The sequence below is a fragment of the Novosphingobium aromaticivorans DSM 12444 genome, from assembly GCF_000013325.1.
GTDB lineage: Bacteria > Pseudomonadota > Alphaproteobacteria > Sphingomonadales > Sphingomonadaceae > Novosphingobium > Novosphingobium aromaticivorans.
The window spans coordinates 3,398,470-3,412,575 of sequence record NC_007794.1 but is presented as its reverse complement, the minus strand read 5'-3'; the positions used below and the strand labels follow the sequence as shown (position 1 = coordinate 3,412,575).

Annotated in this window: 17 protein-coding genes; 5 read left to right on the top strand and 12 right to left on the bottom strand. The window is 66.2% G+C overall.

Annotation, left to right across the window (positions count from 1 at the left end):
- Positions 1-7: 7 nt before the first annotated feature.
- Together SARO_RS16215 and SARO_RS16210 are read left to right on the top strand one after the other, a co-directional pair.
- On the top strand, positions 8-346 hold the full coding sequence (locus SARO_RS16215; RefSeq protein ID WP_041550538.1) for a hypothetical protein: 339 nt from the start codon (positions 8-10) through the stop codon (positions 344-346).
- A gap of 51 nt (positions 347-397) precedes the next feature.
- On the top strand, positions 398-697 hold the full coding sequence (locus SARO_RS16210; protein WP_143004828.1) for a hypothetical protein: 300 nt from the start codon (positions 398-400) through the stop codon (positions 695-697).
- A gap of 99 nt (positions 698-796) precedes the next feature.
- Here SARO_RS16210 and ribA read toward each other — a convergent pair whose 3' ends face one another.
- From ribA to rpmG, 4 genes are all read right to left on the bottom strand, one after another.
- On the bottom strand, positions 797-1,861 hold the full coding sequence (ribA, locus tag SARO_RS16205) for a GTP cyclohydrolase II (protein ID WP_011446828.1): 1,065 nt from the start codon (positions 1,859-1,861) through the stop codon (positions 797-799).
- Positions 1,858-2,649, bottom strand: a complete 792-nt coding sequence (locus SARO_RS16200; protein ID WP_011446827.1) for an exodeoxyribonuclease III — start codon at positions 2,647-2,649, stop codon at positions 1,858-1,860. The genes ribA and SARO_RS16200 overlap by 4 nt, the downstream gene beginning before the upstream one ends.
- Positions 2,650-3,021: 372 nt before the next feature.
- Positions 3,022-3,699 carry a LolA family protein gene (locus SARO_RS16195; RefSeq protein ID WP_234007462.1) on the bottom strand — a complete coding sequence of 226 codons (678 nt, stop codon included), beginning with the start codon at positions 3,697-3,699 and terminating at the stop codon, positions 3,022-3,024.
- 105 nt (positions 3,700-3,804) lie between these two features.
- Positions 3,805-3,972 (bottom strand): 50S ribosomal protein L33, encoded by a 168-nt coding sequence (gene rpmG, locus SARO_RS16190; RefSeq protein ID WP_011446825.1) that lies wholly within the window; start codon positions 3,970-3,972, stop codon positions 3,805-3,807.
- 174 nt (positions 3,973-4,146) lie between these two features.
- Between rpmG and phhA the strand changes: the two genes are divergently transcribed.
- A complete protein-coding gene (gene phhA, locus SARO_RS16185; RefSeq protein ID WP_011446824.1) occupies positions 4,147-5,085 on the top strand; it encodes a phenylalanine 4-monooxygenase in 939 nt (312 codons plus the stop codon).
- Positions 5,086-5,228: 143 nt separating this feature from the next.
- Here the strand turns inward: phhA and SARO_RS16180 are convergent, their stop codons facing one another.
- The 4 genes from SARO_RS16180 to SARO_RS16165 form a co-directional block, all read right to left on the bottom strand.
- Complete coding sequence (locus SARO_RS16180) at positions 5,229-5,513, bottom strand: hypothetical protein (protein ID WP_011446823.1); 285 nt, start codon at positions 5,511-5,513, stop codon at positions 5,229-5,231.
- Between the two features lie 80 nt (positions 5,514-5,593).
- Positions 5,594-5,860: a GlsB/YeaQ/YmgE family stress response membrane protein gene (locus tag SARO_RS16175; RefSeq protein WP_011446822.1), complete on the bottom strand. Its 267-nt coding sequence runs from the start codon at positions 5,858-5,860 to the stop codon at positions 5,594-5,596.
- Between the two features lie 96 nt (positions 5,861-5,956).
- Positions 5,957-6,769 carry an undecaprenyl-diphosphate phosphatase gene (locus SARO_RS16170; RefSeq protein WP_011446821.1) on the bottom strand — a complete coding sequence of 271 codons (813 nt, stop codon included), beginning with the start codon at positions 6,767-6,769 and terminating at the stop codon, positions 5,957-5,959.
- A gap of 91 nt (positions 6,770-6,860) precedes the next feature.
- Positions 6,861-8,672 (bottom strand): ABC transporter transmembrane domain-containing protein, encoded by a 1,812-nt coding sequence (locus SARO_RS16165; protein ID WP_011446820.1) that lies wholly within the window; start codon positions 8,670-8,672, stop codon positions 6,861-6,863.
- A gap of 150 nt (positions 8,673-8,822) precedes the next feature.
- Here SARO_RS16165 and SARO_RS16160 point away from each other — a divergent pair, with 150 nt between their 5' ends.
- Positions 8,823-10,079 (top strand): polyhydroxyalkanoate depolymerase, encoded by a 1,257-nt coding sequence (locus SARO_RS16160; protein ID WP_041551374.1) that lies wholly within the window; start codon positions 8,823-8,825, stop codon positions 10,077-10,079.
- 70 nt (positions 10,080-10,149) lie between these two features.
- On the opposite strand, the gene SARO_RS16155 is transcribed toward SARO_RS16160, so the two are convergent.
- From SARO_RS16155 to SARO_RS21390, 4 genes are all read right to left on the bottom strand, one after another.
- On the bottom strand, positions 10,150-10,686 hold the full coding sequence (locus SARO_RS16155) for a DUF3237 domain-containing protein (RefSeq protein WP_011446818.1): 537 nt from the start codon (positions 10,684-10,686) through the stop codon (positions 10,150-10,152).
- Positions 10,687-10,702: 16 nt separating this feature from the next.
- On the bottom strand, positions 10,703-11,164 hold the full coding sequence (locus tag SARO_RS16150; protein ID WP_011446817.1) for a MaoC family dehydratase: 462 nt from the start codon (positions 11,162-11,164) through the stop codon (positions 10,703-10,705).
- Between the two features lie 79 nt (positions 11,165-11,243).
- The gene (locus tag SARO_RS16145; protein WP_011446816.1) at positions 11,244-12,605 is read right to left on the bottom strand and encodes a putative O-glycosylation ligase, exosortase A system-associated; all 1,362 of its coding nucleotides are present in this window, start codon (positions 12,603-12,605) and stop codon (positions 11,244-11,246) included.
- A complete protein-coding gene (locus tag SARO_RS21390; protein WP_176929315.1) occupies positions 12,598-12,759 on the bottom strand; it encodes a hypothetical protein in 162 nt (53 codons plus the stop codon). The genes SARO_RS16145 and SARO_RS21390 overlap by 8 nt, the downstream gene beginning before the upstream one ends.
- A 65-nt stretch (positions 12,760-12,824) precedes the next feature.
- On the opposite strand from SARO_RS21390, the gene SARO_RS16140 reads away from it, so the two are divergent.
- On the top strand, positions 12,825-14,033 hold the full coding sequence (locus tag SARO_RS16140; protein ID WP_011446815.1) for a TIGR04063 family PEP-CTERM/XrtA system glycosyltransferase: 1,209 nt from the start codon (positions 12,825-12,827) through the stop codon (positions 14,031-14,033).
- Positions 14,034-14,106: the final 73 nt, after the last annotated feature.

The window sequence follows — 14,106 nt, the reverse complement described above, 5'->3', positions numbered from 1 at the left end:
AAGGGTGTTGAGCCGCCTTTCCCTGACACTGGCGGGCCGGTTGTGGGCGGCATTGCTGGCCCTGACCGTCCTGACCCACGCCACCGCGCCCTTCGATGCGCCCATGGCGGTGCGCAGTGGATCGGCGTTCAGCGCGGTCACCGCCGATCTGGCCGTCGCGCCGGAACGCCGGTTGCAGGTGCAGCGCGCCATGTTGCCGGTCGCGCCGCCGCCGCTCGTCCGATTGCCAGAGCCGGAAAGCTTCGTGCTTGCCGAGCAACCGCGCGCCTGGCCTCCTCAGGCTGCGCCGCCGGTCGCCGCCCCGCTCCTGCTTCGGCCGGCACCTACGGGGCCTCCTCTCGCCTGATCTGCCGCCGTGCCGCCCGGCACAGTGTTCACGCATGTCAGGAAAACGATGATGTCCAATACCCTTGCCGCCTCTGCGGCCGATGCCCGCCGTGCCCATGTCGAGGCGCTGCTTTCCGCCTATCCCGATGTCACGCCCGAGGAACGCGAACTTCTGGTCAACTGGTTCCGCAAGGATGCCACCGCGCTCGACGTTGCGCTTGTGGCAAGCAACCCGGCGGCCGAACGGGGCTATCGCCGCTTCCGCGCCCAGCACGTCGATCGCTTCACGCTCAAGGACATGGGGCGCGCGCTGGCCTTTGCAGCGGCTATCGCGGTTTGCATCCTGCTGATCGCGTGGCGCGCTCTCTGAAGCCTCGACCCTGCATCTTGCCGCTCCACCGGCGGCAGGGGCGGTCAACCCCGTTTCGGGCGATCCTCGCGCAATGCAGGGGATCGTCCGGTTCGGGGCCTATCGCAAGAGGTGGCCGGTCCGGTCTCGCTTGGTGTCGAGATAGCGCTGGTTGTGCGGATTGGACGGCAACTGGTGCGCCACGCGCTCCGTCACCTCCAGCCCAAGCGCCTGCAATGTCGCCACTTTCTGCGGATTGTTGGTCAACAGGCGCAGGCTGCGCACGCCCAGCAGGTCAAGCATGCGCGCCGCGACCGGGAAGTCGCGCGCCTCGCTCGGCAGTCCCAGTCGCTCGTTGGCATCGACCGTGTCGAACCCCTGGTCCTGCAATTCGTAGGCGCGCAGCTTGTTGATCAGGCCGATTCCCCGCCCTTCCTGCCTGAGATAGAGCAGTATGCCCCAGCCGCCCGCATTGGCCTCCTCGGCCATGCGCGCCAACGCTGCGTCGAGCTGCGGGCCGCAATCGCACTTCAGGCTGCCCAGCACGTCGCCCGTCAGGCATTCGCTGTGCAGGCGCACCAGCGGCTCGCGTTCGCTGGTCTGGGTGCCTAGCACGAGCGCGACATGTTCGCGCAGGTCGTCGCGGGCACGGAAGGCGATGATTTCCGCATGCTCGCAGGCGTGGACCGGCAGGCGCGCGCGGGCCTGTATCGAAAGGTTCAGCGGGTCCTTGAACGCGGCAAGATCGGCGGTGGAGACTTCCGCCGCGATTTCCACGCCTGTCGAGATCAGGAACGCCGGAAGGATGCCGGCAAGGCGCGCCATGTCCATCGCGGCGACGGCGGCCTCATGTGCTTCGATGGCATCGGCCTTGAACGGGCCGCGCAAGGGAGAGCCAAGGTCCTGCGCCGGATCGGCAAGGTTGCGCGCGGCGGACAGGCTGAACGGCTCCGCGCCGTGGATCATCACCGGCGCTTCGGGCACCGCGGCGTCGCGCTGGTTGGCAAGCTTCAACGTGGCGGCCCGGGCGGCGGAGATGAGCAGTCGGGCCGCGTAGATGCCGGGCTGCACGAAGGCGGTTTCGGCGGGGAGCAGGTCGAGCGCCCCCTCCGGGCCGGTCACACGGATCGCCCAGCCGTGGCGCAGCGCGTCGAGCGCCCTTGCAACGTTGCGCGATTCGCTCACAGATCCAGCTCGGTGATCAGCGGTATGTGGTCCGAAGGCTGGTCCCACTTGCGCGTCTCCTCGACGAAGCGGTGCCCGCGGGTCTGTGCGGCTGCTTCGGGCGAGGCCCACATGTGGTCGAGGCGCCGGCCCTGGTCCTTGGCGCGCCAGTAGGAGCGGTAAGACCACCAGGAATAGTTGCGCTCCGGCGCGGGGATATGCTTGCGGCCAAGGTCGACCCAGCCGTGGGCATCGGCAAAGCGCTGAAGCGTCTCGACTTCAAGCGGCGTGTGGCTGACGACCTTGAGCAGGGCCTTGTGGTCGTAGACGTCGCATTCCAGCGGCGCGATGTTGAAGTCGCCGACGATCAGCGTCGGGCGCTCGATCTTCTCGGCCCAGCGGGTCATGCGCTCGAGGAAGTCGAGCTTCTGCCCGAACTTGGGGTTCACCTCGCGGTCGGCCACGTCGCCGCCTGCCGGGATGTAGACGTTCTCGAGAATCAGTCCGTTGCCCGGCCCCAGCAGTTCGACCCCGATGTGCCGGGCCTCGCCATTGTCCTGCCAGTCATGCCTGCTGAAATCGCGGAAGGGGATGCGGCTGACCGTGGCGACGCCGTGGTAGCCCTTCTGCCCGTGAATCGCGCGGTGGGTATAGCCGAGCTTCTCGAACACCTCGTGCGGAAACACGCTCTCCGCGCACTTGATCTCCTGCAGGCAGAGCACGTCGGGTGCCTCCTGCAACAGGAAGCGTTCTACCTGATCGGCGCGCAAGCGGACCGAATTGATGTTCCATGTGGCAACCGAGATCATGTGCCCTGCTTTAGGTATGCGGGGGCAGGTTTACCAGACGGGATGTCGGATGAAGCGACGCAGAGCGTGGACGAAACAAAACCCTCGGACCGGGGGCATTGGTCCGAGGGTTCCATTCGCGTTCGTCACGCTTGACGCGGCAGTCTCTAGGAGACCGGGCAACAGGGGGGAAACCCGCCTCGACCGCCTCGTCGACAACCTTTCTAGAACCGGTTCGCTTGCCCCCCGATGAACGGTGCGTGCAGGTTTGTCGCGGCTTGTCGCAAGGTTTGAACGGTTGGGGGGCGAGGCGGTTTTGCGGTGCGATGGATCGTGCCGTGTCCGTTCAGCTTCGCGACTCGCCGCCGCACCGGGCGCGCCCCGCAGCCTGGGTCAGCGGCCCGGAGCGGTGCGGCGCGGGTCGGTCCAGCGGAAGGTCTTGTCGTCCACGGCCACGCCGTACTGGTGACCCGAAAGCCGGACGGTGGTGCGCTTGTTCTGCGAATCGAGCGCCACCCACGAATCGAGCTGGAGGCCACCGGGGGCGGCGCCGTTACGCACGAAGATCATCGTGATGGTGCCGTATTCGGGATGCTTGGGATCGCGCACCTGCAGGCTCACCACGTCGCGGTCGTTCGTGGGAAGCTGCTTGGCGAAGCGGGCCACGTCCTTGCTCGGATCGAGCAGGGCACCCAGCGGGCTGTTCCTGATCGGCCAGCGCTGGACCTGGCGCACTTCGTAGTCGATCATGGTCAGCGCCTTGCCATCGCCCACGATCAGCAGCGGCACGCCCTTCTGGTACTGGAAGCGGATCTTGCCGGGGCGCTTCAGCGTCAGCACGCCGGACACGCTCTGACCCGAGCGGTCGGTCTGCACGAAGTTCGCGCGCAGCGTGGAAACGCTCCGCAGGGCCGTGACGGCGCGGTCGACGTCGGATGAAGGGGAAGCCTGCGCGGCAAGCGGGGCCAGGGGCGCGATGACCGCGCCGGTCGTGCCGAGGGCAAGCGAAAGGGCCGCAACGGGCCCTTTGAGGCCAAGGGGCTTGGCCGTCATGCGAATCGATTGGATCATCTTGTTCATCGCCGTTCCTTGCAGTGTCGGCGTTGAACTCGCCGTGAACCGTCCCGGTTCCGAAAATGGCGGGACGGCTATCACGGGTAAAGCGCGATCGCGCTCTTACTTGATCTTCGCTTCCTTGAACTCGACGTGCTTGCGCACGACCGGGTCGTACTTGCGGAAGGTCATCTTCTCGGTCGTGTTGCGGGGATTCTTCTTGGTCACGTAGAAGAAGCCGGTGTCAGCGGTCGAGACCAGACGGATCTTGACGGTGGTGGGCTTTGCCATGGCTCTATCCTGAACTTTCGCGCGCGAATCTGAAACGAATGTGGCGGCGCGTTTCCACGCCGCCGTCACAGGGGCGGGCCGTTGCGGTAGAATCAGGACAAAGTCAAGCACGGAGAGACCGACGGAGGCATTTGCCCGAACCTCGATTGCGTGCTATTGGTTGCATTGGAAACCATGTTGACAACGACCGCACCCGCTTTCGACTATGCCTGCCTACCGGAAATGCCGGAGGGCGTGTTCACCGCGCCCTTGCGCCGCCCGGACCGCGTGGGCGAGGACTGGCTCGAGCCTGCGCAACACCGCTACACCGCGCAGGAGCACGCGATCTGGGATGAGCTTTACGCCCGCCAGATGGAACTTCTGCCCGGCAGGGCCTGCAGCGCCTTCCTGCAGGGCCTGGAGCGGCTCGACCTCGGGCGCGGAGGCGTGCCCGACTTCGCACGGCTTTCGTCCGAGCTTGGCGCGCTGACTGGCTGGAGCGTCGTGCCCGTGCCGATGCTGATCCCCGATCACGTGTTCTTCTGGCACCTGGCGAACCGCCGCTTTCCCGCAGGCAACTTCATCCGCACGCGCGAGACGTTCGATTACATCCAGGAGCCCGACGTCTTCCACGATGTCTTCGGCCACGTACCGATGCTGACCGACCCGACTTATGCCGACTACATGCAGGAGTATGGCCGCGCCGGGTGGAAGGCGATGCGTTACAACCGGCTCAAGGCGCTGGGCGCGCTCTACTGGTACACGGTGGAGTTCGGGCTGGTGATCGAGGACGGCGCGCCCAAGGTCTATGGTGCGGGGATCCTCTCCGGCCCGCGCGAGGCGGTGTTCGCGCTGGAGGGGCAGTCGCCCAACCGCATCATGCTCAACGTCGACCGGGTCATGCGCACGGATTACGTGATCGACGATCTCCAGCCGACCTATTTCGTGATCGAGAGCTTCGCGGACCTCTATCACCAGACGGTCGAGCGCGATTTCGACCGGCTCTACCGCGCGCTCGGCGCCGGGTTCACTTATGCCAACACTGCGGTGATCGACGTGGACGACGTGCTGCACCGGGGCACGCTGGAATACCACCTGCGGGGCGGGCGCGGATCGGGCGCAATTCCGGTCTGATTTCCGGTCCCGGCTGCGACAAGCAAGCAAAAACCCGGCGTAGCCGAGGCTCCGCCGGGTTTTCGGTTCCGTGACCGGATGGCTGCCAGCCGGTACGGGACGAGCCAGGCCGCGGTGACGGCCCGGAGATCGTGACCGCGGGATCAGCCCGGGGTCTTGTCTGCCTTGTCGGCCTGGTCTTCCATGGCGTCGGCCTTGGTTTCGCCAGCGCCGCGGATGGCGTCCGCCTTGTCGTTCATCGCATCGGCTGCTTCGCCGCTGGCCTTGCCGGCAGCGTCGTCGATGGCGTCGGCGGTGGCGTCGGTGGCATCACGGACGGCGTCGGCGGTGTCCTCTGCGGCGTTCTCCTGCTTGCTGTCGCAAGCCGCAAGGCCAAGGCCCAATGCGACGACGGAGGCCATCATGGCACCCTTGAAAATTCCCTTCATGGCAGTCCCCTTCTGGTCAAGGTGAGGGCGGTCCTTGCGGGCCGCCCTCTGTTGGTAGGTCATGGATTTTGGAAAGAAGCTCAGCGAACCGAACCGCGACGGACGAGGTTCACGATGGCGAGCAGGATGAGCGCGCCGAGGAACGACACGATCAGCGTACCGGCCGAAACGCCGCTGGTGATGCTGCCGCCGCCGATCAGCGGAGCAAGCAGGAAGCCGCCAAGCAGTGCGCCGACGATGCCGACGACGATGTTGAGGAAGATGCCCTGCTGGGCGTCGGTGCGCATCACGATGCTGGCCAGCCAGCCGAGGATGCCGCCGACGATGAGAAGAATGATAAGGCCCATTTCAGTAACCCCTTGAAGTGCTGTCTGTTCGGTCAATCCCGGACGGGGCACTTGGTTCCGCAGATGCGGCGGGTCGATGAAAGGGGCCTGTTTCGGTCAGCGCATCGCCAGCCAGCCGAGCGCCACTGCGCCGGCGGCAATGCGGTACCACGCGAAAGGTTTGAACCCGGCGCGGCTGACATAGGCGACGAACAGTCGGATGACCGCGAGCGCAACCACGAAGGACACCGCAAAGCCGACGCCGATCTCGCTCCAGCCAACGCCCATCGTGCCGCCGAGCAGCGCGTCGCGGTTGTCGAGCAGTTCGAGCGTCGTGGCACCGAGCATCGTCGGGATCGCGAGGAAGAAGCTGAACTCGGCCGCCGTGCGGCGCTCGATGCCCATCGCCAGAGCGCCCATGATGGTCGCGCCCGATCGGCTGACGCCCGGCACCATCGCAAGGCACTGCGCAAGGCCGACGCCAATCGCCTGCCGCAGTGGAAGCTGTCCGATCCCCGATGGCTCGCCCTGCTTTGCGTGTTTCTCGATCACGAGGATCGCGATGCCGCCCGCAATCAGCGCCCAGCACACCACCGACGGGCTGCCGAGCAGGACATCGATGTATTTCTTGAGCGCCAGGCCAAGGATTGCGGACGGGATGAACGCCGCCAGAAGGTTGCGCAAGAACCGCAGGGAGATCGGCTCAAGCCTGAGCAGGCCCATGCCGACCGCCCAGAACGTCCGCCAGTACTGGACCACCACCGCCAGGATCGCGCCAAGCTGGATCACGACGTTGAACATCGCCCACTGGTGCGCGTCATAGCCGAACAGCTCGGTTGCAAGGATCAGGTGGCCGGTCGATGAGACGGGCAGGAATTCGGTGAGGCCCTCGACGATGCCGAGCAGGATTGCGGTTACGATCGTGTCCATACGTGCCTTCGGGGTTTGCCGCGGCGCAGCATCAAGTCAAGCGGAAGGGTGCATTCTCGACCGGAGCGTCGTCTCCGTCACGAGTGCCCGGTTACGCGGCAAGCCCTTCGAACTGCAACCGCGCCAGGCGGGCATACAGGCCATCCGCTGCCGTCAGGCTGGAGTGGGTGCCCTGTTCGACAATCCTGCCCGCGTCCATCACGACGATGCGGTCCGCCGCGCGGATGGTGGCAAGGCGGTGCGCGATGACCAGCGTGGTGCGTTCCTTCATCAGCCGGTCCAGAGCTTCCTGGACAAGGCGCTCGCTTTCGGCGTCCAGGGCGCTGGTCGCCTCGTCGAGGAGCAGGATCGGTGCCTCGCGCAGCACGGCGCGGGCAATGGCGATGCGCTGGCGCTGGCCGCCGGAAAGGCGCGCGCCATCCTCGCCGAGGAAGGTGTCGAGGCCCTGCGGCAGGTCGCGCAGGAACTGTTCGGCATTGGCGGCCCGTGCCGCTTCCCAGATGGCCTCGTCGCTCGCGCCCCAGTTGCCATAGCGCAGGTTGTCGCGCGCCGAGGCGGCGAACAGCGTGGCGTCCTGCGGTACGAGCGCGCTGCGCTGGCGAATCTCGGCAGGGTCGGCGCTGGTGAGGGGAACGCCGTCGATGCGGATCGTGCCGCCGTGCGGATCGTAGAACCGCTGTGCCAGCAGGAAGAGCGTCGACTTGCCCGCGCCCGAAGGGCCGACGATGGCGACGGTCTCGCCCGGCTCGACCGTCAGCGAGAAATCGTCGAGCGCAAGAACTTCCGGGCGCGAGGGATAACGGAACGAGACGTTCTGGAACGCGATCTGCCCGCGCGGCGGGATCGGCAGCGCCGTGGGGCGGGCGGGCGGCGCGATCTCGGGCTGTTCGCGCAGCAGTTCGTTGAGCCGTCCTGCGGCGCCGGCCCCGCGCAGCAGGTCACCGTAGACCTCGGAGAGCGCCCCGAGCGCGCCCGCGACAAGGCCTGCCGTGATGACGATGGCAAAGATCGTGCCGCCGCTGATCCTGCCTTCCGCCACGCCGACGGCGCCCTGCCAGACCAGCATGGTGATGCCGCCGAAGACCAGCAGGATGACGATCGCGGTCATCACCGCGCGCAGGCTGATGCGGCGCAGCGCGGTCTGGAAGGTCGCCTCGACCTTTTCGCCGAAGCGTTCAAGCTCGCGCTTCTCCTGCCCGAATGCCTGGACGATCTTCATCGCACCAAGCACTTCGGAAACGATCACGCCGATCACTGCCACCCGGTCCTGGCTGGAGCGCGAGACGTTGCGCACGCGGCGGCCGAAGAACACGATGGGGCCCACCACCAGCGGGATGCCGATCATCAGGATCGCGGTCAGCTTCGGCGCAAGGTAGAACAGGTAGCCCAGGCCCCCGATCGCGGTGATCGTGTTGCGCAGCGCCACCGACACGGTCGTGCCTACGACCTGTTCGATGACCGCAGTGTCCGACGTCATCCGCGAGGAGATTTCCTTGGGACTGTTGGTCTCGAAGAACGACGGGGGCAGGCGCAGCAGGTTCGCCTGGACCTTGAGCCGGATGTCGGCAACCACGCGCTCGCCCAGCCAGGACACGAAGTAGAAGCGGCAGGCCGTGCCGATGGCAAGGACCAGCACGATCAGCAGCAGGTACTGGAACCATCGCCCTATGGCCGAAACATCCGCGCCGGCGGCAAAGCCCTTGTCGATGATCAGGCGGAAGCCCGACGGTATCGCAAGGGTCGCGGCGGACGTGACGATCAGCGCGGCCGACGCGGCAGCGACACGGCCCGGGTATTTCGCCGCCTCGCCCCAGATCATGCGCAGGGGGCCAAGCGTGCGGGCGCGGGGGGGCTCCTCGACGTTGGCGGCGGGTGTTTCCTGGGCGGGTGTTTCCTGGGCCATGCGCCTCGCCTAGCCCATGGCGGCGGGCGCCGGAAGGGGGCGCGAGGGGCAGGGCCGATTTGTTGCGTTGCACAAGTGCTCGAATCCCGGCAATCTGGGCTCAACGACTCTCCGTCAGGTGCGGGGCAACAAATCGAGAAGGTGTTCGCAGTGCTCTACAAGGCTTACGAGATTCAGCGTTCCTTGATGAACGCGGGCAGCGCCTGGGCTTCCATGGCCGCCGAGATTATCAACGACGCGCGCAATCCCTGGTCCGGCTTCGGCGGCAACCAGATGCTCGCTTCCGCGCTCGACGTCTTCGCCCACGCCGCCGCGCCGCGCGGCAAGCCCGCTTTCGGGATCAAGGTCGTCCACGTCGATGGCGCGGCCCATGCGGTCAAGGAAACGACCGTCATCACCCGCCCGTTCGGCGATCTCAAGATGTTCACGCACGATGGCCTGCCCAAGGACGCGCCGCGCCTGCTGATCGTCGCGCCGATGAGCGGCCACTATGCCACGTTGCTGCGCGGCACGGTCGAACGCATGCTCGAACGCTGCGTGGTCTACATCACCGACTGGGCCGATGCGAAGTACGTGCCGCTCGCCGAAGGCATCTTCGACCTCGACGACTACATCGACTACCTGACCGGCTTCCTCGAGCATATCGGCGAAGGGGCGCACATGATGGCGGTGTGCCAGCCCTCGGTCCCGGCCTTCGCCGCCACTGCCATCATGGCCGCGAAGAAGCACCCCTGCCGTCCGGTCACGCTGACCATGATGGGCGGCCCGATCGATACGCGCGAAAGCCCGACGGCGGTCAACGACCATGCCATCACCAAGCCGTATGTCTGGTTCAAGCACAACGTGATCACCACCGTGCCGACCAACTATCCGGGCGAGGGGCGGCGGGTCTATCCGGGCTTCGTCCAGCTTGCCAGCTTCATGTCGATGAACCTCGGCAGCCACATGATGAGCCATTACAAGCTGTTCCAGCACATGATGGCCGGCGCCGACGAAAGCGCCGAGGCGACCAAGGCGTTCTACGACGAATACCGCGCGGTCTGCGATCTCCCGGCGGAGTTCTACCTGCAGACCGTGGACGTGGTCTTCCAGCGCCACGCCCTGCCCAAGGGCGAGTTCGTCCATCGCGGTCAGGCGGTCGATCTCGGCGCGATCGCCGACACCGCGATCCTGTGCATCGAGGGCGAGCGGGACGACATTTCGGGCATCGGCCAGACGAGGGCCGCGCTCAACGTCACGCCGAACCTCCCGGACGACATGAAGCAATACCTGCTCGCGCCGGAAGTCGGCCACTACGGCATCTTCAACGGTTCGCGCTGGCGCGGCTCCATCGCCCCGGTGGTGGAACAGTGGATCGCGAAGTTCGAGAAGAAGGCAAGGGGCCGCAAGCTGAGCGTGGTGGCCTGAGGCGCTTGACCGGCGAATGCGCATCGTGCGTCTTCGCCGGTCCGATACCCGAACCCTACCTGAAAGACCTCTAACGCACCCTGTAGAAGCGTATTCGCACGCCGGGGGACTTGTCGTCGCCGGTTGAGACCAGCATGCCGATGAAGTTGCCCCGGTTGAGCCAGTCGTACTTGCCCAGGGGCGCCTCGAAAACTGGCTGGGTCGTGATCGCCGGTTTCGAACCGTCGGCGGGCGGGCAAAGCACGGCCTGGTTGATCACGTTGATGATCGCGCCGTCATCGGTCTTGAGGAAATAATCGGCCTTCAGATCCATGCAGCCGTCGCTGCGGATCAATTGCCAGTCCCATCCGCCGGGCATGATTTCGGCCCGGATGGCGGGGCCGGTTACCGTGCCCCCCAGGATCGGAATGATGTTGCGCCGACCCTTCGGCGTCGTGCCGGCCGGGACGTCCGGTGCCAGCACGACCGCTTCCTCGAAAACGAATTCGAGCCCGGGAGGCGCCAGGGGCGTCTCGCTGGCGAACGCCAGGCCCGGCAGGCCGATTGCGCAGATCGCCGCCACGCAGAGCGCCAGGCCCCGCGCCTGATCCGAAGTCCTCTTCCTCAAGCTTCCCCTCCCGGGTTCAGACAAAGAACTGGGTGATCCATTCGCACATCAGCGCGGGCTTGTCCTCGCCCTCGATCTCGACGGTGATTTCCATCGTCTGCTGCCACTGGCCGGGGCGCTTCTCTTCCATCTCGAGCAGCTTGAATACTCCGCGCACGCGCTTGCCGACGCGCACCGGCGCGAGAAAGCGAGTGCGGTTGCCGCCGTAGTTCACGCCCATCTTGATATGTTCGGGGCGCGGGCAGTCGCTTTCCATGGTCAGCAACGGGATCAGCGAGAGCGTCAGGAACCCGTGTGCAATCGGCCCGCCAAACGGGGTGAGCTTCGCCTTCTCGGGGTCGACGTGGATGAACTGGAAGTCCCCGGTCGCCTCGGCGAACTTGTTGACCCGCTCCTGCGTGATCTCGACCCACTTCGATGTGCCGACAACCTGCCCGACCATCTCCTTGACCTGCTCGGCGGGGATGAACCTGGTCATTGCTTGCACTCTCCTCTTGCAAATTCCGGCGCACCATGGCGGCAAGCCGGCGACCGTGCAAGTGAAGTTAAGTGAATGATTAAGCGGGTGCCGTCACCGGGGTTGAAGCCTTGCGGAACGGCTCAGGCGTGGCTGTGCGGACCCGCTTGATATAGGCCCAGAGCCCGCATTGGAGGCCCACCAGCATGTAGCAGAACGGCTGGAACGCGATGCCGACGAAGGTTGAGCCGACGAGGTAGATCACCTGGGCCTGCTGCAAGGCTTCGGCCAGCGGGGCGACCCAGCGGAACTCCTTCGATGCCTCCTTGCGATAGCGCCGCCTCAGCAGTTCCATCTGCCACACGCCCAGCAGGTGAAGCGCCAGCCACAGGGCCAGGCCCGGATAGCCCTGTTCGCCCAGCATCTCGAAGTAGCTGGAATGATAGGCGCGCCCCTCTTCGACAATGGGCTGGTATTCGAGCGCGGCGTTGTTGTCGCCGGCATAGTCGGCCTTGACCGTGTCGTATTCCAGCCGGTTCTGGCGATATGCCTCGAAGCCGCCGCCGAAGGGATGGGTCTTGGCGAACTCTATCGTCCACTTCCACACCGCGATGCGGGTTCCGGCGGACTGGTCGGACTGGTGGTTCCGGATCGTGCCCATGCGGTCGGTGAACTCCTTGGGCAGGAGCGGGACCGCGATCAGGGCGCCTGCGGCCATGACCGACACGATCAGCAAGCGCCGCTTTGCCGTGCGCAGGATCATCGCGGCCAGCACCACCACGCAGACAAGGCCGGTCCGCGCCCCGGTGCCGATGGGCATGAGCGCGCAGGCAAAGCAAAGCGCCCAGGCGAAGGTCTTCACCCTCCAGTCGGGCGGGAAGATCGTGCCGAAGCGCGAAAGCCAGAGCGCCAGCGGAATGACCGCAATGGCGACTGCCGAGATGATCGAGCCCTCGTAGAGGCCGGTGTTGTCGTTCACCAGCAGGCGCAGTTCGCCGTATCCGCCGCCACCGGCCGCGGTCTTGATGCCGCCGCCGATCACGATCACGCCGATGGACAGGGCAAGGATCAGGGTGATCGCCTCGATGCGCAGGCGCGTGCGCAGCGTCAGCGGCAGGAACAGGGCCCACAGCAGCGCCTTCCACACCCAGGCCCACTTGTCCGCGGCCTCTGCCGGGAAGTCGGCGGTCTGCGTCGTCAGCCCGCAATAGACCAGCAGGGCCAGCAGCAGGAACTGGCGCATGGAGAAGCGGATGCCGTTCTTGTCCTCCGCCACGAACCACGAGATGAACGCGCAGAGGAATGCGATGAGCGACACCGGAATGTGGCTGAGGATGCCCCAGCTCACCTTCTGCGGGGCCACGATGTCGATGTACGAGTAGGCCAGCACGAAGATGAAGGGCCGGCGAAAGCCCGCGCCGATGAAGGCCAGCACGAAGCTCAGCAGGAACAGGTCAAGCATCCGGGCGGTCCTGCGCGGAACGCCGGGCCTTGCGGAAGGCGGCCTTCCGGCTGGGCAGCGAAGGATCGTCGTCGAGATCGTCACGACGCAGCAGGCGCCAGATGGCGATGGCCATCAACACGTGCGGCAGGAATATCGTGAACTTGTCGATCATCTGGCCTGACGGCTAGCGCATCGAGGTTGACGCTGCGTTAAGCCTTCCGTGGCACGGGTGTGGCCATGACCCGCGTGCTTCATGTTCTCGACCATTCGCTGCCGCTCCACAGCGGCTATACCTTCCGCACCCGCGCCATTCTGAAGGCGCAGGAGGCGATGGGCATCGAGGTGCGTGGCGTCACCGGCCGGCGCCATGTCGCCCCTCCCGCCGCGCAGGAGCCGGAAGAGAGCGACGGCCTGCGCTTCTATCGCACCCCTGGCGCAGCCGGGAACCTGCCGCTTGTACGGGAATGGGCCGAAGTGTCGGCCCTTGCCCGGCGCATCGTCGAGGTCGCCGGTGAATGGCGACCCGATATCCTCCACGCGCACTCGCCCGCCTTGTGCGGCCTCGCGGCGGTAAAGGCCGGGCGCAAGCTCGGCATTCCGGTGGTCTACGAAATCCGCGCCTTCTGGGAGGATGCGGCCGTCGGCAACGGGACAGGCCGCGAAGGCAGCCTCAAGTACCGCGTCACGCGGGCGATGGAGAACGACGTCGTCGGTGCCGCCGCCCGTGTCGTCACGATCTGCGAGGGTCTTCGCCAGGACCTGGTCGGACGCGGATTCGCGCCCGAGAAGCTGTCGATCATGCCCAACGGCGTCGACCTCGATCTGTTCGGCGCGCCCCTGCCGCGCGACCTTGGCCTCGCGCAGGAGCTTGGTCTCGGCGACGGACCCGTCATCGGCTTCCTGGGCAGCTTTTATCCCTACGAGGGGCTGGACGATCTTGTCGACGCAATGCCGGCGATCGCCGGCGCGGTGCCTGGCGCCACGCTCCTGCTCGTCGGCGGAGGGCCGGCGGAAGCAGACCTTCGTGCCCGCGCCGCCGCTTCGCCGGCGGCCCCGGCGATCCGTTTCGTCGGCCGCGTGCCTCATCACGAGGTGGACCGCTATTATTCGCTGGTCGATGTCGTCTGCTATCCGCGCAAGGCCATGCGCCTTACCGAAATGGTGACCCCGCTCAAGCCGCTTGAGGCGATGGCTCAGGGCAAGCTCGTGGCGGCGTCCGACGTCGGCGGGCACCGCGAACTTGTCACCGATGGCGAGACCGGGGCGCTGTTCCCCCCGGACGACCCTGCGGGTCTCGCCGCCGCGCTTGTTTCGCTGCTCGCCGGGCGCGACGGCTGGGAGGAAAGGCGTGCGACGGCGAGGGCGTTCGTCCGGGACCGGCACGATTGGGCGATCAATGTGCGGCGTTATCAGGACGTTTACCAAGCCTTGTTACCGAGTCCTTGAAAGACGGTGGCGAGAACCACGTGTTCGACTTTCCCGAATGCAAAACAGGCCCGGGCATAGGCGGGCCGGAACG